The organism is Streptomyces sp. NBC_01341 (assembly GCF_035946055.1).
Classification (GTDB): Bacteria; Actinomycetota; Actinomycetes; order Streptomycetales; family Streptomycetaceae; genus Streptomyces.
Genome location: NZ_CP108364.1, coordinates 4367392 through 4387498, shown reverse-complemented (window position 1 = coordinate 4387498; position 20107 = coordinate 4367392). Strand labels below are relative to the sequence as shown.

The 20107-nt window shown below is 71.0% G+C and carries 17 protein-coding genes and 1 tRNA gene; 12 read left to right on the top strand and 6 right to left on the bottom strand.

The window, feature by feature from the left end; translation table 11 throughout:
* The first annotated feature begins 9 nt into the window (after positions 1-9).
* Both OG206_RS19455 and OG206_RS19450 read left to right on the top strand, forming a co-directional pair.
* Entirely contained in the window at positions 10-252 is a 243-nt protein-coding gene (locus tag OG206_RS19455; RefSeq protein ID WP_327117775.1) for a type II toxin-antitoxin system Phd/YefM family antitoxin, read from the top strand.
* Positions 252-626 carry a type II toxin-antitoxin system VapC family toxin gene (locus OG206_RS19450; protein WP_327117773.1) on the top strand — a complete coding sequence of 125 codons (375 nt, stop codon included), beginning with the start codon at positions 252-254 and terminating at the stop codon, positions 624-626. The genes OG206_RS19455 and OG206_RS19450 overlap by 1 nt, the downstream gene beginning before the upstream one ends.
* Positions 627-732: 106 nt before the next feature.
* On the opposite strand, the gene OG206_RS19445 is transcribed toward OG206_RS19450, so the two are convergent.
* Together OG206_RS19445 and OG206_RS19440 are read right to left on the bottom strand one after the other, a co-directional pair.
* Complete coding sequence (locus OG206_RS19445; protein ID WP_327117771.1) at positions 733-3315, bottom strand: ABC transporter permease; 2583 nt, start codon at positions 3313-3315, stop codon at positions 733-735.
* A complete protein-coding gene (locus tag OG206_RS19440; protein WP_327117769.1) occupies positions 3312-4100 on the bottom strand; it encodes an ABC transporter ATP-binding protein in 789 nt (262 codons plus the stop codon). Before OG206_RS19440 ends, OG206_RS19445 begins: the two co-directional genes overlap by 4 nt.
* Positions 4101-4439: 339 nt before the next feature.
* On the opposite strand from OG206_RS19440, the gene OG206_RS19435 reads away from it, so the two are divergent.
* The 3 genes from OG206_RS19435 (at position 4440) to OG206_RS19425 (ending at position 8341) form a co-directional block, all read left to right on the top strand.
* Positions 4440-6056 (top strand): MFS transporter, encoded by a 1617-nt coding sequence (locus OG206_RS19435; protein WP_327117767.1) that lies wholly within the window; start codon positions 4440-4442, stop codon positions 6054-6056.
* A 144-nt stretch (positions 6057-6200) separates the two neighbouring features.
* Complete coding sequence (locus OG206_RS19430; protein WP_327117765.1) at positions 6201-6737, top strand: DUF485 domain-containing protein; 537 nt, start codon at positions 6201-6203, stop codon at positions 6735-6737.
* A 26-nt stretch (positions 6738-6763) separates the two neighbouring features.
* The gene (locus OG206_RS19425; RefSeq protein WP_327122331.1) at positions 6764-8341 is read left to right on the top strand and encodes a sodium/solute symporter; all 1578 of its coding nucleotides are present in this window, start codon (positions 6764-6766) and stop codon (positions 8339-8341) included.
* A gap of 24 nt (positions 8342-8365) precedes the next feature.
* On the opposite strand, the gene OG206_RS19420 is transcribed toward OG206_RS19425, so the two are convergent.
* The 3 genes from OG206_RS19420 to OG206_RS19410 all read right to left on the bottom strand — a co-directional run bounded on the left by OG206_RS19420 (position 8366) and on the right by OG206_RS19410 (position 12876).
* Positions 8366-9265 (bottom strand): cellulose-binding protein, encoded by a 900-nt coding sequence (locus tag OG206_RS19420; protein ID WP_327117763.1) that lies wholly within the window; start codon positions 9263-9265, stop codon positions 8366-8368.
* Between the two features lie 198 nt (positions 9266-9463).
* On the bottom strand, positions 9464-11893 hold the full coding sequence (locus OG206_RS19415; RefSeq protein ID WP_442805952.1) for an SUKH-4 family immunity protein: 2430 nt from the start codon (positions 11891-11893) through the stop codon (positions 9464-9466).
* A 5-nt stretch (positions 11894-11898) separates the two neighbouring features.
* Positions 11899-12876, bottom strand: a complete 978-nt coding sequence (locus OG206_RS19410) for an SMI1/KNR4 family protein (RefSeq protein ID WP_327117759.1) — start codon at positions 12874-12876, stop codon at positions 11899-11901.
* A gap of 239 nt (positions 12877-13115) precedes the next feature.
* Here OG206_RS19410 and OG206_RS19405 point away from each other — a divergent pair, with 239 nt between their 5' ends.
* Together OG206_RS19405 and OG206_RS19400 are read left to right on the top strand one after the other, a co-directional pair.
* On the top strand, positions 13116-13640 hold the full coding sequence (locus tag OG206_RS19405; RefSeq protein ID WP_327117757.1) for a YwqJ-related putative deaminase: 525 nt from the start codon (positions 13116-13118) through the stop codon (positions 13638-13640).
* Between the two features lie 10 nt (positions 13641-13650).
* Positions 13651-14169, top strand: a complete 519-nt coding sequence (locus OG206_RS19400; RefSeq protein WP_327117755.1) for an SUKH-3 domain-containing protein — start codon at positions 13651-13653, stop codon at positions 14167-14169.
* A 77-nt stretch (positions 14170-14246) separates the two neighbouring features.
* Here OG206_RS19400 and OG206_RS19395 read toward each other — a convergent pair whose 3' ends face one another.
* Complete coding sequence (locus OG206_RS19395) at positions 14247-15563, bottom strand: sensor histidine kinase (RefSeq protein WP_327117753.1); 1317 nt, start codon at positions 15561-15563, stop codon at positions 14247-14249.
* 155 nt (positions 15564-15718) lie between these two features.
* On the opposite strand from OG206_RS19395, the gene OG206_RS19390 reads away from it, so the two are divergent.
* The 5 genes from OG206_RS19390 (at position 15719) to OG206_RS19370 (ending at position 20101) form a co-directional block, all read left to right on the top strand.
* Positions 15719-16576, top strand: a complete 858-nt coding sequence (locus OG206_RS19390; RefSeq protein ID WP_327117751.1) for a hypothetical protein — start codon at positions 15719-15721, stop codon at positions 16574-16576.
* Between the two features lie 17 nt (positions 16577-16593).
* Positions 16594-16665, top strand: a tRNA-Gln gene (locus OG206_RS19385).
* Positions 16666-16772: 107 nt separating this feature from the next.
* On the top strand, positions 16773-18218 hold the full coding sequence (gene glmU, locus OG206_RS19380; protein ID WP_327117749.1) for a bifunctional UDP-N-acetylglucosamine diphosphorylase/glucosamine-1-phosphate N-acetyltransferase GlmU: 1446 nt from the start codon (positions 16773-16775) through the stop codon (positions 18216-18218).
* Between the two features lie 120 nt (positions 18219-18338).
* The gene (locus OG206_RS19375) at positions 18339-19316 is read left to right on the top strand and encodes a ribose-phosphate diphosphokinase (RefSeq protein ID WP_327117747.1); all 978 of its coding nucleotides are present in this window, start codon (positions 18339-18341) and stop codon (positions 19314-19316) included.
* A 197-nt stretch (positions 19317-19513) separates the two neighbouring features.
* Entirely contained in the window at positions 19514-20101 is a 588-nt protein-coding gene (locus tag OG206_RS19370; protein WP_327117745.1) for a 50S ribosomal protein L25/general stress protein Ctc, read from the top strand.
* Positions 20102-20107: the final 6 nt, after the last annotated feature.

The following is a 20107-nucleotide window of genomic DNA, read 5'->3' as shown; positions in this document are numbered from 1 at the left end:
GAGGCGGTCATGGAAGCAGCCCGGCAGTACAACGTGCACGAGGCCAAGACGCACTTCTCCCGGATACTGCAACAGGTCGAGACCGGCGAGGAGGTCATCATCAGCCGGGCGGGCGAGCCCATCGCGAAGGTCGTGCCCCTCCATCCGAAAGTACGGCGGACCGGTCGCGGCTCCCTCCGGGGACGGATTCATATCCCCGATGACTTCGACGATCTTCCGGACGACATCGCCGAAGCGTTCGGGATGCGCTGATGCGCCTTCTGCTCGACACTCATGTCGCCCTGTGGTGGCTCGACGACTCCACCGAACTCTCCGACGAGATCAAGGACCTGATCGACACGGAACCCGCCGTGTACCTCAGTGCCGCGACTCCGTGGGAGATCGCCATCAAGCAGTCCGCCGGAAAACTCGCAGGACCCGATGATCTCGCGGAGCGAGTGCGGGACTGTCAGCTGACAAGCCTCGCGATCACCGCAGGGCACGGCGTCAAGGCAGGCCGCCTCCCCCCGCTCCATCGCGACCCCTTCGACCGCATCCTCGTCGCCCAGGCCCAGACCGAGGGACTGACGGTCGTCACCCGCGACAAGTGGATCCCTCAGTACGACGTGCCCGTCATGCACGCCTGACCGGTCGTGCCCGCCCGGCCGCGGCTCCGCACCCGGACGCGCACCGGCCCCGGGACGTCTGGAGGGACGTCCCGGGGCCGGTGCGGTCAGCCTGCGGCGGGCTGGGTCACCCGTCCGTGGCGATCGCGTTCAGGACGTTCATCCGGCCGGCCCGGAAGGCCGGGACCAGGGCGGCGAACAGTCCGACGAAGGCCGAGGCGACGAACACCGTGAGGATCGTCGGCCACGGGATCTCCAGGACCCCGAGCCCTTCGAGGGCCAGCAGCTTCTGGGCCGAGGTGCCCCAGCCCATGCCCAGGCCGAGTCCGAGCAGGGCGCCGAAGAGGGCGATGACCACGGACTCCAGCCGGATCATCCGGCGCAGCTGACGGCGGGAGAGGCCGATCGCCCGCATCAGGCCGATCTCACGGGTCCGCTCGACGACCGACAGGGCCAGGGTGTTCACGACACCCAGCACCGCCACGATGATCGCCAGGGCGAGCAGGCCGTACACGATGTTCAGCAGCTGGCCGATCTGGTCCTTCAGGTCCTCCTTGAAGTCGGCCTGGTTCTGCACCTTGTACTGGGGGTAGGGGGCGAGCGCGCTCTTGAGCGCGGCGTACGCCTCCTTCTCCTTTCCGTCCTCCGCCGAGGCGAACATGATCATGTTCGTGGGCATGCTGTCGGCGGAGACGTAACGCTCGGCGGTCGTGACGTTGATGTACATCGCGCCCTTGTCGACGTTCGTCTCGTCCGAGGTGATCGCGGCGACCTTCAGCTTCGCGGTCTCGCCGGCCTTGAACGCGACCGTGATCTCGTCCCCGGCCTTGATCCTGTGCAGGGCCGCGTAGTCCGAGCCGACCGACATCGAGTCCGCGCCGTACGCCTTGGCGAGGTCGCCGGCCACGGTCTTGCGCCGCAGGTCCTGCGGGTACGTCGGGTCGGCCGCGGTGACGTCCTCGTCGACGGTCGAGCCGTCGGGGTTGGTGAGCTTCGCGGCCAGGACCTTGTAGTCGGTGACGTGCGCGATGCCCGGCACCTTCTCCATCGCCTCCGCGGCCTGCGGCACGATCAGCTGGCCGGTGTTCGACTGGACGATGAAGTCCGTGCCGACCGACTTGTCCAGCTCGTCGGTGGCCGAGGCGACCATGGAGGAGCCGACGACCGAGAGGCAGGCCACCAGGGCGAGGCCGATCATCAGGGCGGCGCCCGTCGCTCCCGTACGGCGGGGGTTGCGCAGCGCGTTGCGCTCCGCGAGCCGGCCGACCGGACCGAACAGCCGCAGGACGACGGCACCGAGCACCCGCACGATCCCACCGGCGAGCAGGGGGCCGATCACGATGAACCCGATGAGGGTGAGGACCACGCCCAGGCCGAGGTAGAGCGAGCCCTCGGTCGCGTCGTCCACCCAGGTCGTCGCCCAGAGGCCCGCGGCGCCCGCCCCGGTGAGGACGAGCCCCAGACCGGCCCGGACCCAGCCGGACTTGGCGTCCGCCGGGGTCCCGGCGTCGCGCAGCGCGGCCATCGGGGACACCTTGCCGGCGCGGCGGGCCGGGATGTACGCGGCGAGGACGGTGACGACGATGCCGAGCACGAGCCCGATCACCGGTGTCGTCCAGGCGATGGTGAGGTCCCTGGTGGACAGCTCCATGCCCATGGCGCCCATGAGCTTCATCAGCCCGACGGCGAGGCCGATGCCCGCCCCGACGCCCAGGACCGATCCGACGATGCCCAGGAGCACCGCCTCGATGAGCACGGACCGGTTGACCTGCTTGCGGCTTGAGCCGATGGCCCTCATCAGGCCGATCTCGCGGGTGCGCTGGGCGACCAGCATCGAGAAGGTGTTGACGATCAGGAAGATGCCGACGAGGAACGCGATCCCGGCGAACCCGAGCATCGCGTACTTCATGACGTCCAGGAACGAGCCCATGGAGTCCTTGTTGTCCGCCGCGCTCTCCTTCTGGGTCCGCAGCTTGTACGCCCCCGGGTCACCCAGGACCGCGCCGACGTTCCGCTTCAACTGCGTGTCGCTCACGCCGGGTTCTGCGGTGACCGCGATGTGCGTGAAGACGCCGGCGGCACCCAGGAGCTTCTGCTGGGCCGTGGCCGTGTCGAGGTAGACGACGGCCGCACCGGGGTTGGTCACGGTGAACGAGGCGATACCGGTGACCTTCGCCCGGATGTCCCCGGTGACGGCGATGGTGCGCACCTCGTCACCGATCTTCAGGTGGTGCTTCTCGGCCGTGTCCGCGTCGATCATCGCCTCGGTGGGGCCGCGCGGGGCGTGGCCGGAGGTGATCTCCATGGACCGCAGGTCGTTCTCGGTCCAGTTGCCCGCGATGGTCGGGGCGCCGGTGTCCGAACCGAGGTTCTTGTCGTGGCTGTCGACGAGCGTGACGGCCATGCTCGTGACGGCGCCCTCGGCCTTCTTCACACCGTCGGCGCCGGCGACCTCGGCCACGACGGACTCCGGCAGCGCCGCGGGCTTGCCGTTCTCCGGGATGTCGTCGGCGCCGCCGGCCGCCTTGGGGCTGACCGTCACATCGGCGGAGGTCGCGGCGAAGAGCTTGTCGAAGGTGGTGTTCATGGTGTCCGTGAAGACGAGCGTGCCGCACACGAACGCCACGGACAGCAGGACCGCGACGGCGGACAGCGCCATCCGGCCCTTGTGCGCCAGGAAGTTGCGCATCGAGGTCTTCCACACGGTCATGACGTCCGCCCGCGCGCGTCGAAGTCCTTCATGCGGTCAAGGACCTGCTCGGCCGTGGGGTTCTGCATCTCGTCGACGATCGACCCGTCGGCGAGATACAGCACCCGGTCCGCGTAGGACGCGGCCACCGGGTCGTGGGTGACCATGACGATGGTCTGGCCCAGCTCGTCCACGGACTTGCGCAGGAACGACAGCACCTCGGCGCCGGCCCGCGAGTCGAGGTTCCCGGTCGGCTCGTCGCCGAAGATGATCTCGGGCCGGGCCGCGAGCGCCCTGGCGACCGCGACGCGCTGCTGCTGACCGCCGGAGAGCTGGGTGGGCCGGTGCTTCAACCGGTCGGCCAGGCCGACGGTCTCCACGACCTGCCGCAGCCAGGCGGCGTCGGGCTTGCGGCCGGCGATGTCCATCGGCAGCGTGATGTTCTCGATCGCGTTGAGCGTCGGGAGCAGGTTGAACGCCTGGAAGATGAATCCGATCCGGTCCCGGCGCAGCTGGGTGAGCTTCTTGTCCTTGAGGCCGGTGATCTCGGTGTCGGCCAGGTGGATCTGACCGGAGGTCACCGTGTCCAGGCCCGCGAGGCAGTGCATCAGGGTCGACTTGCCCGACCCGGACGGGCCCATGATCGCGGTGAACTGCCCGCGGGCGATGTCCACGTCGACGTGGTCAAGGGCCACCACCCTGGTCTCCCCCGCCCCGTACGCCTTGACGACCTGCCGCGCCCGCGCAGCGACGGCCGTACGCCCTCCGGTGTCCCCGTGCCTGGGAATGGTCACAGCCGTTGTCACGGTTTCTCTCCTATGTCGGTCAATGCCTGGACGTCTCGGTGTACGTGTCGAGTCTCGTATGCGGAGGGCCTCATGCGCCCTGGTGCCCGGCGCAGTCTTCGCATGGGGGTTTTCCCCACCCCTCCCCCTGCGGCGGGCCACATCAGCGACGTAGGAACACGGTAAGGAACGGGGCCCGTGCCTCTCGTCCTCCGGCGGGAGGAACGATCCCTGGGCCGGAGTACGGAGCTCCCCCTAGGGGTCCGGGCCCTGCGGACGAGACCCGGGTAGGGGTCTCACCCCTCGGCCGGCGTCTGCCTTTCTCGCTCCGCCGGTGGGACAGTGACCCCCAGGAGATAGATGCATAGGGAAGGGACCCCGGTGGGCGGCACGGAGAGCGTCGGCGGCACGGACAGCCCGGAAGCGGTACGCGGCACGGCTCCCCGGGGAGCGGTGCCGGACACCGACCGGGCCCGCCGGCCGGTCGCCGCGGCACTGATGCTGGGCATGGGTCTCGCCGCCATCGACGGCACCATCGTCGCCACCGCCGTCCCGCAGATCGTCGGTGACCTCGGGGGCTTCTCCGTCTTCTCCTGGCTCTTCTCCGGCTACCTGCTGACGGTGACCGTCACCCTGCCGGTGTACGGGAAACTCTCCGACACCTTCGGCCGCAAGCCCGTCCTGATCGCCGGCATCATCCTGTTCCTCGCCGGTTCCCTGCTCTGCGCCGCGGCGTGGAACATGGCGGCCCTGATCGCCTTCCGCGTCGTCCAGGGCCTCGGCGGCGGCGCCCTCCAGGGCACGGTGCAGACCATCGCCGCGGACCTGTACCCGCTGAAGGAACGCCCGAAGATCCAGGCGAAGCTGTCCACGGTCTGGGCCACGTCCGCCGTGGCGGGACCGGCGGCCGGCGGACTGCTCGCCGCCTACGCCGACTGGCGCTGGATCTTCCTGATCAACCTGCCGGTCGGCGCCGTCGCCCTCTGGCTGGTGGTCCGTCACCTCCACGAACCGGCTCGGCCGCGCCCGGCCACCCGTCCCCGCGTCGACTGGGCGGGCGCGCTCGCCGTCTTCGCCACCGGCGCGCTCCTGCTGACCGCCCTCGTCCAGGGAGGGGTCGCCTGGCCGTGGCTCTCGGCACCCGAGCTGGGACTGCTGGCGGGGAGCGCCGCACTGGCCGCCCTGACCGTCGCCATCGAGCGGCGCGCCGCCGAACCGGTCATCCCCGGCTGGGTCTGGCGGCGCCGCACCATCGCGTCGGTGAACCTCGCCCTCGGCGCGATGGGGCTGCTGATGGTCGCGCCGACGGTCTTCCTGCCGACGTACGCCCAGTCCGTCCTCGGGCTCGGCCCGATCGCCGCGGGGTTCGTCCTGTCCGTGATGACCCTGAGCTGGCCCGTCTCCGCCGCCCTGTCCGACCGGGTCTACAACCGCGTCGGCTTCCGCCGCACCGCGATCATCGGCATGTCCGGCGCCCTGCTGGTCCTCCTCTGCTTCCCGCTGCTCCCCTACCCCGGCTCGGCCTGGCAGCCCGCCCTGCTGATGCTGCTGCTCGGGGCGACGCTCGGCCTGTTCCAGCTCCCCCTGATCGTCGGGGTCCAGTCGACGGTCGGGTGGACGGAGCGCGGGACGACGACGGCGTCCGTGCTCTTCTGCCGGCAGGTCGGCCAGAGCGTGGGCGCCGCCCTCTTCGGCGCCGTCGCGAACGGGGTGCTCGCCTCCCGGCTGTCCGACGCCCCCGTTCCGGGCCTGCCCGGCGACCTGGACGCCGTCTCGCACGCCCTGGAGGACCCGGCCGCGCTCTCCGCCGCCGCGACGGACTACCTGCGCAGGGCCGTCGACACCGCCGTCGACCACGTGTTCACCGGCGCCGCGGTCGCCGCGGCCCTCGCCCTGCTCGTGCTCGTCGTCGTGGCTCCGCGCCGATTCCCCGTGCTGGACGAGCACGAGAGCGCTCCCCCGGCGCCCAAGGACTAGACAACTGGCGAGTTACCTACGGTAGTTCGCCCGTAGCCCTCCCCCTCCACGATACCCGCGAGTAACGTACGCGCTCCCGACAGCGCACCCGCGCCCCTGCCTTGCAGCCCGTTCCCGGGCCCGAGCCATGCAAGGAGCACCGCCTTGCCGTACGACTCGCAGCCGCCCCCGTACCCGCCCCGGCAGCCCCCACGCCCCCACCACCCCCCGCCGCCCCGGCAACCACCGCGACCCCACCGGCCCCCGCCCCCGCCCTACCCCGGCGACTACCTGCTGCCCTGGCAGAGCTCACCGCCCCCGCGGCCACCCCGGCGCCGCCCACCCGCCCCGCGCCGGGCATCCGCCCCCGGCCACCACAGCGACCTCCGCCGGCTCCGCACCGCCTACCGCCTGCTGCGCCGCGTCTCGACCCTCACCGCGCTCGGCTACTTCACCCTGTTCCTGCTCCTCTCCGGCTACGCCCCCGCTCTCATGACCCGCCCCGTGGGCGACAGCGGACTCACCACCGGCCTGCTCCTCGGCCTGTGCCAGCTCCCCGTGGCCCTCGCCGCCATCGCCGTGTACGAGTGGACGGCCCGGCGCACCGTCGACCCGCTCTGCGCCGGACTGCGCGACCGGGCCGCCCGCGGCGGCACGGACACCTGGCCGGCCACGGACCGCAGGACGGGAGCGGGCCGGTGAACGGGTTCGACGAGTCCGCCCAGACGATGTCCCTGACCGCGTTCATCGCCGTCGCCAGCGTCACCCTGCTGCTCTGCGTCATGACCGGGCCCGACCGCGACGACCTCGACGAGTACTACACCGGCTACCGCTCGCTCGGCCCCCTGCGCAACGGCCTCGCCGTCGCCGGCGACTACCTCTCCGCCGCCACGGTCCTCGGCACCACCGGAGTCATCGCCCTCACCGGCCACGACGGCCTCGTCCTCGCCCTCAGCACGGCGCTCTCCCTCGTCCTGCTGATGTTCTTGCTGGCCGAACCCCTGCGCAACGCGGGCCGGTTCACCATGGGGGACATGCTCACCCGCCGGGCCCCCGGCCGGGCCGCCCGCATCGCCTCCTGCACGGTCACCCTCACCGCCCTGCTGCCGCTGATGGTCGTCCAGCTCGCCGGAAGCGGGAACCTGCTCTCCTTCATCCTCGGCTTCGACAGCTCCGGATTCCGCACCGGATCCATCATCACCCTCGGCGTCGTCATGACCGGCTACGCGGCCATCGGCGGGATGAAGGGCACCGCCCTCATCCAGATCGTCAAGACCGTCGTCCTGCTCGGCGCCGGGCTCCTCGTCTCCCTCCTCGTCCTCGACCGCTTCGACTGGGACACCGGCGCACTCCTGCGCGCCGCGGAGACCGGCAGCGGCGCGGGCACCGCCTATCTGCACGCGGGACTGCAGTTCGGCGGCAACGAGCTCGACATGATCAGCTCCGAACTGACCGTCGTCCTCGGCGCCGCCTGCCTGCCGCACATCACCATGCGGATGACCGGGGTCCGCGACGCCCGCGCCGTCCGCCGCTCCATGTCCTGGGCGGTCGGCGTCGTCGTGGGCCTCTGCCTGCTGCTCACCGTCATCGGCGTCGGCGCCGCCGCCCTCGTCGGCCACGACCGCATCACCGCCGCGGGCGCCCAGGGAAACAGCGCGATCCTCCAGGTGTCGGGAGCCGTCGCGGGCGGCGGCGAGGTCGGCGCGCTCGTCGTCACGACCATGACCACGGCCATCTTCCTCACCCTGCTGGCCTCCGTCGCCGGAATGATCCTGGCCTGCGCCAACTCCCTCGCCCACGACCTGTTCCACCACGGACTGCGCGCCCGCACCCCCATGGACACCCGCACCGAACTGGTCACCGCACGGGGCTCGGCCGTCGTCGTCGGCACCCTCGCCGTCACCCTCGCCGTCCTCGCCCGCCACTGGAACGTCCAGGCCCTGGTGACCCTCTCCTTCTGCATCGGCGCGTCCGCCATCGCCCCGGCCCTCGTCTACAGCATGTTCTGGCGCCGCTACACCCGCACCGGCCTGCTCTGGACCCTCCTCGGCGGCACCGCGTGCGTCCTCGTCCTCATCACCGGCACCGACCTGGTCTCCGGGTCCCCCGGATCCGTGTTCCCCCACGGCGACTTCAACTGGTTCCCGCTGACCACGACCGGCCTGGTCTCCATCCCCTTCGGCTTCCTCGCCGGCTGGCTCGGCAGCGTACGGGGCCGCAACGACGACAACGCCGCACAGCGCCGCCGGTACGAAGCGGTCGAGCCCTGGATCCTGGCCGGAGCCCCGCCCGCCGGGCGCCGGTGAAGGCCCGGTCCGGCCCGCCCGGCGTCAGTCCCCCGCCGGGCCCGCCGTCACGCGCCCCGTCAGCGCCGCCAGCGAATTCCGCACGTGCGTCATGTGCGCCTGCAACTCCTCGCGGCTCTCCAGGTGTTCCCGCAGGACCCGGTCCGTCTCCCGCCCCACCCGCTCCTCGGCCGCCCGCGCCTCGGACAGCAGCTCCGCGGCCCGCGCCTCCGCGTCCTCCTGGCGGTGCCGGGCCTCCTCCTCCGCCTCCGCCGACCGCCTCCGCCCCAGCGCGAGCAGCGCCTCCCCGCGAGCCGCTAGCTCGGCCTCACGCTCCGCCGCCGCGGCCTCCGCGGCGGCCGTCTCCGCGTCCGCCGCCTTGCCCCGCTCGGCGTGCTCCTGCTCCTGGTGCGCCAGCACACCGGCCGTGCGGCGACGCGTCTCCGCCATCTCCGCGTCCGCCGTCCCGCGCACCTCACCGGCCTCCCGGCGCGCCTCCTCCACCAGCGACTCGGCGCGGCCCCGCGCCGTGGCCAGCTCCTCCTCCGCGCCGGCGTCCGCCGCCGCCCGCAGCTCAGCGGAACGTTCCCGCGCCGCCTCACGGGCCACCCGGCCCGCCTCGTCCGCCGCGTCCCGCAGCGCCTGCGCCTCCTCCAGCGCCGCACCCCGGGCCGCCTCCGCCTCGGCCTCCGCCAGGGCCAGGATCCGCTGCGCCCGCTCCCCCAGCGACACGTACGTCTGCGGGGCCAGCGCGGCCACCACCTCGGCCAGCCGCGCCGACTCGGCGGCCAGCTCCTCCGCCAGTCCGGTCAGCCGCGAGATCCGGTCCAGGGCCGCGTCCCGCTCCGCCGACAGCGAGGCCACCGCCCGGTCCACCTGCTCAGGGCTGTAGCCACGCCCCCGTACGCCGACAAAACCGTGCGCGGACACCGGTCCACCACTCATCCCTGAAGCCCTCTTCCCGCTCTCCGACTCCCCGACCATGAAGCAATACGTCAAGGATGCGGTAATTGGCCCGGAAGTCGGAATCGATCAGCTGCATTCAGGACGGAAGCGGCCGACATCACAAAGCGCACACGAAAGGCGCCCGTCCCCGAAAGGGACCGGACGCCTCACGCGCACAACAGACCAGAACCGATCAGATCACAGCAGGCCGTCCCACATCTGCTCCAGCAGAACCGACCACCAGTTCTCCGGCGACGCCAGCGCCGCCGGATCCAGCGCCACCAACTGCGCCTGGAAATCGACCGTCCAGCGGCCCGCCTGCTCCGGATTCAAGCCGAACCGCAGCCGCCACATCCGCCCCAGCAACGCCATCGACCGCACGAACTCCGGCAGCCCCGTGTTCACGAACTGCGGCGGCACCGGCTGACCCCCCGGGCCCGCCTCCACCGGAACGGCCACGATGTTCGCCGTCCCGTACTGCACACAGATCGCCCGGCCGAAGTCCGAACCCATCACCAGATACGAACCCGCGTCCGACGCCACCGGCACCTGCCGCTGCGCCGCGAGCTCCGCCAGCGTCGGCACCACCGGATGCCCCGGCTGCGCCCAGAAGAACGGCCCGAAGTCGGCGGGCAGCCCCGCCCAGACCAGCGTCCGCGCCACGACCTCCGGCACCCCCTGACGGGACACCGCACGCTGGTCGAACCGGAGCACACCCGGCCCGAACGCCCCGTGCAGCTCCTCCGCCAGCGCCTCCGGCGGCAACGCCGCGGCCGGCGGCACCTGCGGCAGCGGCGCCCGCACCGGAGCAGGCCGCGCGGGCCCGTCCGCCACCTGGTGCAACTCACCCTGATGCGTCAGCAGATGCTGCATCCCCTGCTGCCGGCTCGCATGATCGGTGCCGTAGGGAGCCACACTCGTGATCCGCACCTGCGGCCACGTCTCACGGATCATCCGCGCGCAGTAACCACCCGGCAGCTCACACGACTCCAGCTCCGTGTGCAGCTCGATGACCTGCTGCGGCGGCACGTTCATCCCCCGCAGCTCGTGCAGCATCCGCCACTCCGGATGCGGGGTGCCCGGCTCCGAACGCCGGATCAGCTGCTGCTCGCTGCCGTCCGCCGCGCGGAACCTCAGAACGGCCTGGTAGCCCGGGCCGACCGTCGGCCGGCCCGGCGGCTGCTGCGGATAGCCGTACGCCCCGGGCGGCGGCGGGGTGTGCGGACCCGGCACACCCGGAGGACCCGCCATCCCGGGAGGACCGGGAGGACCGGGAGGACCCGGAGGACCCGGAGGACCGGGAGGCTGCGGCCCGCCCGGGCCCGCCAGCATCGTCGCGGCATGGTGCACCCCGCCACCCGGAGGCGGCGTGGAACCCGGAGGCGGCCCGGGAGGCCCCGGAGGCGTGACGCCCGGCTGCGGAGCACCGGGCGGGCCGGGAGGCCCCGGCGGACGCGGCGCGTTCGGGCCACCGGTGCCCGCGTCGGCGAACATCGTCGCGGCATGGTGCACCCCACCACCCGCGGGCGGCGTGGAACCGGGAGGCCCCGGAGGAGCAGGCGGCTGCGGCGCACCCGGAGGCGGCGTCGCACCGGGCGGACCGAGCTGCGAGACCAACTGCGTCGGTACGTAACCGCCCGCAGGCCCACCCGGCGCACCCGGCCCCGGCGGCGGAACGGCACCCGGCCGCACCCCGGGCGTGCCCGGCGCCCCGGGGGGCGGCGGAGTCGTCGGCCCCGCACCCCGCGCGCCCCTCGGAGGTACCACGGCCTTGCTCGTCGCGGCGTCCGCGATGTCCCCCGCGCCCGGCGGCGGAACAGCCGGAGCCGCGGGAGCACCGGGCCCGGCCGGCCCCGGCGGCGGAGCCTGCGGATCCAGCCCCGGGACCACAGCGGTCGCCGGCAGCCCGCTGCCACCGGACATCAGCGCCGTCGGCGCCTCCGCGGAGACGACCGGAGGCGGGGCCCCGTCGTCGTCCGAACCCGACAGCGGCGGCGCGAACACCGTCGCGGGCAACGGCACACCGGCCCCGCCGGCATGCGCGTTCGTGTCCGTACCCGCCCACGGAGTACCCCCGGCCGGCACACCGTCCGAAGCCGTCGGCTCGTGGTCCTCCTCACCAACGGCAGCAGGCCACGCGGCCCCGCTCCCCGCGGCACCCGCAGTTCCGGGCCCAGGGACCGCGGAAGGAGCGGAAGGATCGGCGGCAGCGGGAGCAGCCGGCGAAGACTCCTCCGCACCCGCCCGCCGGTCCGGAATCCCCAGCTTGTCCGCCGCCTCCTGAAGCCACTCGGGCGGACTCAGCAGGAACGACGTCTGATTCAGATCGATGCGCTGCGGCGGCTCCGGAACATCCCGCGCCCCGGCCGAGACCCCGTACTCCTCCTCGTACCGCCGTATCACCTCGCCCACCGGCAGACCCGGCCACAGCGTCGCCTCACCACTGTCCCGGGCGATCACCAGCCGCTGACGGCCCCCGTCCGACACCGGACCCTCGGCCCGGTCCTCGGCCCACACCACGAAACCCAGCTCGAACTCACGGACCCGGACCTCACGGTGCTGATACGCGGGCACATCACCGTTGACCCACTCATCCGCACGCTCCTGCGCCTGCGCGAACGTCACCACCGTGCTCACCCCTCCACCGGGACGGCCCGCGCGAAGCCGCCGTCCACCATCAGGTTCGCCACCGTCTCCAACTCCGGCGGACTGCCCGCGAGACGCTGGAGGAAGGCATCGAAGTCCTCACCGCACGGCAGCAGAAGCCGGTCCACCCGCTCCTGCACACCCCAGCCGTCCTGATCCCGCGCATCGTCGTACGGGCAGAACCACACGGACCCCACCCCGGTGCCACGCACCTTCAAAGCCAGAATGCCGCCCTGGACGAAACCCACACCCAGGAATTCCTTCGTGAAGTGGTCCCGCAGACACTTGTTCACGTACACCAGGTCGTTCACGGCCGCCTCCTCGCGCACCGTGAAGAACGGCTGGTCCACCAGAAGACCCAGCTCCGCGTCCAGCGCCACGCCCACCGGGGCCGACCCGCCGGCCGCCTTCAGGAACGACCGGTACGCACCGGGAAGCCGGTAGCCCAGATCCTCCTCGACCCCCAGGATCTGCTGCTCGCCCACCGCCACCGACCCCTTGGGAAGCCGGAAATGAGCGGGCCGCGTCTCCTGCAGCGGCCGCGTACCCCGACGGTCCTGGTCCACGGAAGCCGTCGCCAGACCGCCGTGATGACGCAGCAGCGCCTTCACCTCGATCGGCACCAGCTCCATCCGCCGGCCACCCGCCACGTGATGCCACGTCCAGCCGTGCGGCGTCGCCACCGCCGGAATGGTCTCCCACAACTCGTGACCGCTCGCCGCCGACGCCGCGTTCGCCGACACGTAATCCGTCAGCCGCAGCTCGTCGACCCCGAACCCCGGAGGCGGATCCGCGATCTCCGCGGCCGCACGCGCATACGGCGAAAGCACCGGATAGCCGTCCCCGTCCACACGGACACCCCTCGGGTGACGGGACGCCCGGACAGGATCCGGGAAATGAACGACCTGCCCCGCATAAGCCGCGTTCGGTGGCGCGGCTTGCTGCCCGAGCCGACCTGTCGTCATGGCGGTTGCCCCCTGCTGCGTCCGGTGTTCCGCACAGCCTATGCCGTGACGCAACAAGGGCTCCCGCCCCCGCACCCCCACTCACCGAACGTCACCACGGCGTGACGGACACACGACAACACAGCCACCGAGCCACGACACGCAGACACGTTTCCCCGCCCCAGCTTCCCCACCACCCTGCACATTTGGCAGGCTGTCCCCCGCAACTCGGGGGATTGCACGGGAGGGACACGATCGTCATGCACACAGCACAACCAGTCACATCCGGAGATCCGCGACTCAGTTGGAGCACCACCGAGCCCAGCCGCGCACCCCGACTCCAGCACCGCCGCGACGGCATCCTGCCCGCGGTGGCCGCAGCCCTGTCCGTACGCGGAGAGACCCTCACCTGCACCGCGGGCAAGGGCGACCAGCCACCGGCCCTCCACGCACTCGTACAGGACTTCCTCGACACCCTCACCAGCAACCAGCGCGAACGCTTCACCGGACGCTGCCCCGAAGCCATACTCCTGTCACGGCAACTCAACGCCGCCGACGAGAACCGCTCCAAAAGAGCCCAACGCAAACCCCTCACCAACGGCGAAGCCCGCCGCGCACTCAAACACGCCCGGCTCACCGCCCGCCACATCCGCGAGGACGGCGACCCCCTCCACGGCAGCTACGCACCCCCCTGCCGCTCCTGCACGGCGATGCTCGCCCACTTCGGTGTGCGCCCCGTCGACCTCGCCGGCACGGGCACGGCGACCACGGCCGAGAAGGGCTGAACACACCACCATGCACGACCGCACAGGACTGCCCGCCCAACAGCACCACACCCCCGCCACCCGCTTCTCACTCAACGTCGACACAGCACTCCGCAACGCAGGATGGGCACCCGGACGCTGGGACATCCGGCAGGCCGAGGAATGGGCCGACGCCCTCCGCTCCCACGCCTCCCCCGCAGGCCACCAACACGCCGTCTTCCCCGCAGCCGTCGAAGCCTGGGCAGAATTCGGCGGCCTCCGCATCACCGCGATCGCCCCCGGCCGGCAGATCGCCACCACCGCCGTGGCCATCGACCCGCTCAACGGACTCCACCTCGCCCGCACCCTCAGCGACCTCGGCCGCGCACTGCAGACCGAAGTCGCACCCCTCGGCGAAGAAGGCGACGGCCAGGCCGTCCTCGCCATCGACAGCGAAGGACGCGTCTACTCCATCGACCACACCGGCGACTGGTACCTCGGCTCCGACATCGACCGGGCCCTGGAAGCCCTCATGACCGGCGCACAGCCCACCCGCCTCACCTCCGGCTGAGCACCCGGCACCTCACCCCGGCCCGGACACCCCGCAACCGGCCGCCGGACCCCCGGACCCGCCCCCGCACAACCGCCTCACGCCACGCCGGCGTCCGGCAGCACCGCCGACACCCGGAAACCACCCGCATCCGTCGGCCCCGACACGAACACACCCCCCAGCCCGAGCACACGCTCCCGCATCCCCACCAGACCGTTGCCCCCGCTCGGCAGCCCCGCATCCGCCGCCGCCCCGTCCGACGGACCGTTCTCCACCTGCATCGCCACCTCCGCACCCCGATGCGCGAGCCGCACCCACGCCCTCGACCCCGCCGCATGCTTGTGCACGTTCGTCAGCGCCTCCTGCACCACCCGGTACGCCGTCTGCTCCACCTCCGGCGCATACGGACGCAACTCCCCCTCCACCGACAGCTCCACCGTCATCCCCGCCTCACGGGACTGCGCCACCAGCGCCTCCACCTCGCACAGCCGCGGCCCCTCCTCCACCACCGCAGCCGCGGCAGCCGCCGCCGCCCGCCCGACGGAAGCCAGCGGCACGATTCCCACCGGCGGCGCGACCAGCGCGTCACCGCTCCGCAGCACCCCGAGCATCTCCCGCAACTCGGTCAGCGCCTGCCGGCCCATGTCACCGACCAGCGCCGCGTTCCGCACCGCCTTCGCCGGATCCTTCGGAGCCACCGCCTGCAACGCCGCCGCGTGCACCACCATCAGGCTCACCCGGTGGGCCACGACGTCATGCATCTCGCGGGCGATCCGCGTCCGCTCCTCCGTACGCGCCCACTCCGCCCGCTCCTCGGCCCGGTCCGCCAGCAGCGACAGTTCCCGCTCCAACGAGTCCGCGCGCTCCCGCAAGCTCTCCATCAGCCTGCGCCTGGCCCCGATGTACAGACCGAAGAGCACCGCCGGCGCCGTCAGCCCCAGCGACATGAAGAGGGACACGACCGGGACGTACCAGACCCCCGGCCCGAAGTCCGCGTCGGCGTCCACCGTCTGCCGCAGTCGCACGTACGACACGATGAAGGTGCCGACCAGCGTCATCCCCGTCAGCACGACGGTGATCCTGCGCGGCACGTCGGAGGCCGCCAGCGTGTAGAGGCCGACGATCGCCATCAGGAAGCCCATCTCGGCGGGCGTCGTCGCGATCGACACCAGCACCACCGCGATCGGCCACCGCCTGCGCAGCACGAGCACCGACCCGGCCAGCAGGCCGAACAACACCCCGAACGGCACCGGCAGCCCGGTGTCCCCGGCGAACGACACCCCCTCCAGCGCGCACTCCAGCGCCGAGACCAGCGCGAGTCCCACGTCCAGGGCGACGCTCCGCCGCCGCCCCCACCACCAGTAGCCGCGGGTGGTCGGGCCCGCCGCTCCCAGGTCTGCCCCCGTTACGGTCATGGCATCCAGCGTACGGGCGGCCGCATCTCATTTTCCGGAGACTCCGTGAGCACGGAAAGTCACTGGTCGTACCGCTAAAACAGGCACATCCCACGATCCGGTGAACTGGGGCCCCTTCCATGCCGGACGTCCGCATTCCGGACCACTCTGTTCGTATGACACATGCCAAAGGCAAGTACGCGGACTTCGAGGGACTCCGCGAGAAGGCGGTCGCCCTGCGGCGCGAGGGACTGAGCGTGCGGCAGATCAGGGACCGACTGAAGGTCTTCAACAACGACATCCTTCATCGCCTCCTGGAGGGCGAGCCAGCACCAACTTGGACGAAACGCCCGCGCGCGAAGGACGACTTGCACACCAAGGCAAGAGAGCTACGCCTGCGAGGACTGACGTACGACCAGATCCAGATGGAGTTGGGCTGCTCAAAGAGCTCGATCTCACTCTGGGTTCGAGACCTCCCGACCCCGGAGCCGCGCTACACAGAAGCGGAGCGCCTCGCGCGCATGAACGCCGGGCTGGCCGATCTACGCGCCAACCGGGACGCAGAACGCAAGGAGACCAAGCGGACAGCACGAGACGCCGTGGGGAGGCTTTCGGACAGAGAACTGTTCATCGCGGGGGTTGCCCTCTACTGGGCCGAGGGCACCAAGGACAAGTCGTACAGCAGGCGCGAACGCATCGAACTGATCAATAGCGATCCCGACGTGATCAACTTGTTTCTCCACTGGCTCAACCTGCTCGGCGTCTCCCGCGACCGCATGCGCTTCCGGGTGAGCATCCACGAATCGGCAGACGTCGCAGGGGCCGAGGCTTTTTGGGCCGACCTGACAGGCGCACCCGCCTCAGCATTCGGGAAGACGACTCTCAAGAAGCACAACCCGAAGACCGTGCGCAAAAACACCGGCAACACCTATCGAGGATGCCTAGCCGTCTACGTGTCCCAGAGCGCCGAGCTTTACCGTCGCGCGGAAGGCGCTTGGTACGGCATAGTATTGGGTGCCGATCGAGCGGAATGAGGAAATGTCCGCTTTGTTCCCCCATGGTGTAATTGGCAGCACAGTAGCTTTTGGTGCTATTTGTCCGGGTTCGAGTCCTGGTGGGGGAGCTGCACTCGCGGGCCCCGACCTCACGGTCGGGGCCCGCGCTCGTTTCGGGCATATACGCCCCCGGTATCCTGCGGGTGTCCACCACCCGAAGCCGAAGGGCACATCCGTGAGCGCCAACAGCCTGGCCGTCGTCGTCCTCGCAGCGGGTGAGGGAACCCGCATGAAGTCGAAGACCCCCAAGGTCCTGCACGAGATCTCCGGACGCTCCCTCGTCGGACACGTCGTGGCCGCCGCCGGCCGCCTGAACCCCGAACACCTCGTCGTGGTCGTCGGCCATGGCGGCGAGCAGGTCACCGCGCACCTCTCCGCAGGCGGGACCCCGGTGCGCACCGCCCACCAGGCCGAGCAGAACGGCACCGGCCACGCGGTCCGCATGGGGCTCGAAGAACTCGGCGGCACCGTCGACGGCACCGTGATCGTCCTGTGCGGGGACACCCCGCTGCTCTCGGGCGAGACGCTGTCCGTGCTGGCCGCCACGCATGCCGCCGACGCCAACGCGGTCACCGTGCTGACCGCCGAGGTCCCGGACTCGACCGGTTACGGCCGGATCATCCGCGACGCGGCGACCGGGGCGGTCACGGAGATCGTCGAGCACAAGGACGCGACCGACGCGCAGCGTGCGATCCGGGAGATCAACTCCGGGGTCTTCGCGTTCGACGGCCGTCTGCTGACCGAGGCGCTGGGCAAGGTGCGCACGGACAACAGCCAGGGCGAGGAGTACCTCACCGATGTGCTGTCGATCCTGCGGGAGGCGGGTCATCGGGTGGGGGCCTCGGTCACGGGTGACCACCGGGAGATCCTGGGCATCAACAACCGGCTCCAGCTGGCCGAGGCGCGGCGGCTGCTCAACGAGCGCCTGCTGGAGCGCGCGATGCTGGCGGGTGTGACGGTCGTGGAGCCGGCGTCGACGCTGATCGACGCGACGGTGACGTACGAGCGGGATGCGATCGTGCATCCGGGTACGCAGCTGCTGGGGACGACGCACCTGGCGGAGGATGCCGAGGTGGGTCCGAACTCGCGGCTGAAGGACACGGTCGTGCACGCGGGCGCGCGGGTGGACAACACGGTGGCGGACGGGGCCGAGGTGGGTCCGGGTGCGACGGTGGGTCCGTTCGCGTATCTGCGGCCGGGTACGCGCATGGGTGCGAACTCCAAGGCGGGTACGTACGTCGAGATGAAGAACGCGACGATCGGTGAGGGCACGAAGGTGCCGCACCTGAGTTACGTCGGTGACGCGACGATCGGTGACCACACCAACATCGGTGCGGCGAGCGTGTTCGTGAACTACGACGGGGTGGCGAAGCACCACACCACGATCGGGTCCCACTGCCGGACCGGGTCGGACAATATGTTTGTGGCGCCCGTCACGGTCGGGGACGGCGTTTACACGGCGGCGGGTTCGGTCATCACCAAGGACGTGCCGTCCGGCTCGCTGGCCGTCGCCCGGGGCCAGCAGCGGAATATCGAGGGCTGGGTCGCCCGGAAGCGTCCCGGGAGCGCGGCGGCCAGGGCGGCTCAGGCGGCAGTGTCGGAGTCCGACGGCGAAAGCTGACCGGAAACAGGTGCACCTACGCCTGGCGTACCGTGATAGATGCTCACCCATTTCGGCTGGCTCGTCGCACATCGGGACACATGCGCGCTGTGCCAGATACACGTCTGAGGAGACTGTGCTGTGACCGGGATCAAGACGACCGGCGAGAAGAAGCTGATGCTCTTCTCCGGCCGCGCCCACCCCGAGCTGGCCGAGGAGGTCGCACATCAACTGGGTGTCGGTCTCGTGCCGACGAAGGCCTTCGATTTCGCCAACGGTGAGATCTACGTGCGTTTCCAGGAGTCGGCCCGTGGTGCCGACTGCTTCCTGATCCAGAGCCACACGGCTCCGATCAACAAGTGGATCATGGAGCAGCTGATCATGCTGGACGCGCTGAAGCGTGCGTCCGCCCGGTCGGTGACGGTGATCGTGCCGTTCTACGGGTATGCCCGTCAGGACAAGAAGCACCGGGGCCGTGAGCCGATCTCGGCGCGCATGGTCGCGGACCTGATGAAGACGGCGGGTGCGGACCGTATCCTCACCGTCGATCTGCACACGGACCAGATCCAGGGCTTCTTCGACGGTCCGGTGGACCACCTGTTCGCGCTGCCGATCCTGGCGGACTACGTGGGTGCGAAGGTGGACCGGTCGAAGCTGACGATCGTGTCGCCGGACGCCGGACGTGTGCGGGTCGCGGACCGCTGGTGCGACCGGCTGGACGCGCCGCTGGCGATCGTGCACAAGCGCCGCGACAAGGACGTGCCGAACCAGGTAAGCGTCCACGAGGTCGTGGGCAACGTCGAAGGCCGGGTGTGTGTGCTGGTCGACGACATGATCGACACCGGTGGCACGATCTGCGCGGCGGCCGACGCGCTGTTCGCGCACGGTGCGGAGGACGTCATAGTGACGGCGACGCACGGTGTGCTGTCGGGGCCCGCCGCGGACCGTCTGAAGAACTCGAAGGTCAGCGAGTTCGTGTTCACCGACACGCTGCCGACGCCGGGTGAGCTGGAGATCGACAAGATCACTGTGCTGTCGATCGCGCCGACGATCGCGCGTGCGGTGCGTGAGGTGTTCGAGGACGGTTCGGTGACGAGCCTCTTCGAGGAGAACGAGTGACCGCCTTCGGGTGACCACTTGATCCACTTTGGGTACGGCCTCCCGGCCGGGTAGACTCTTGGAGTTGCTCGGCGAGGGAGGCCGTACTCGTGTTCTCGGACATGGGCCGGTGGTCCGTTATCGACGCGCTCTTCGTAGCAGGCCTGTCGTGGGCCGGGTGACCATCGGTTTCTTTCGTCACCTACGAGGAGTGCAGCATGGCTGAGATCAAGCTCGACGCAACGGTCCGTACGGAGTTCGGCAAGGGCGCTGCCCGTCGTACCCGCCGCGCCAACCTGGTTCCCGGGGTCGTCTACGGCCACGGTGCGGAGCCGGTTCACATCAACCTGCCGGGCCACGAGCTGCTTCTCGCGCTGCGTACCGCCAACGTCCTGATCGGTCTGGAGATCGACGGCAAGGACGCCCTGGTGATCCCGAAGGCCGTGCAGCGCAACGCCATCAAGGGCAACATCGAGCACGTCGACCTGCTGACCGTGAAGCGCGGCGAGAAGGTCAACGTCGAGATCGCGGTGCACACCGACGGCGAGCTCGCCCCGGGCGCCAACCTGCTCGAGTTCGTGCAGAACACGCTCCTCGTCGAGGCCGAGGCCACCCACATCCCCGAGTCGGTCACGGTCTCCGTGGCGGGCCTGGACGCCGGTGACTCGATCCTCGCGAAGGACATCCCGCTCCCCAAGGGTTCGGTGCTCGCGGGCGACGAGGACGCGGTCGTCCTCCAGGTCGTCGCGGCGCAGGCCGAGGAGCCGGCTGCCGAAGGCGCCGAGGAAGCGGCTGCCGAGGCCTGAGCCTCG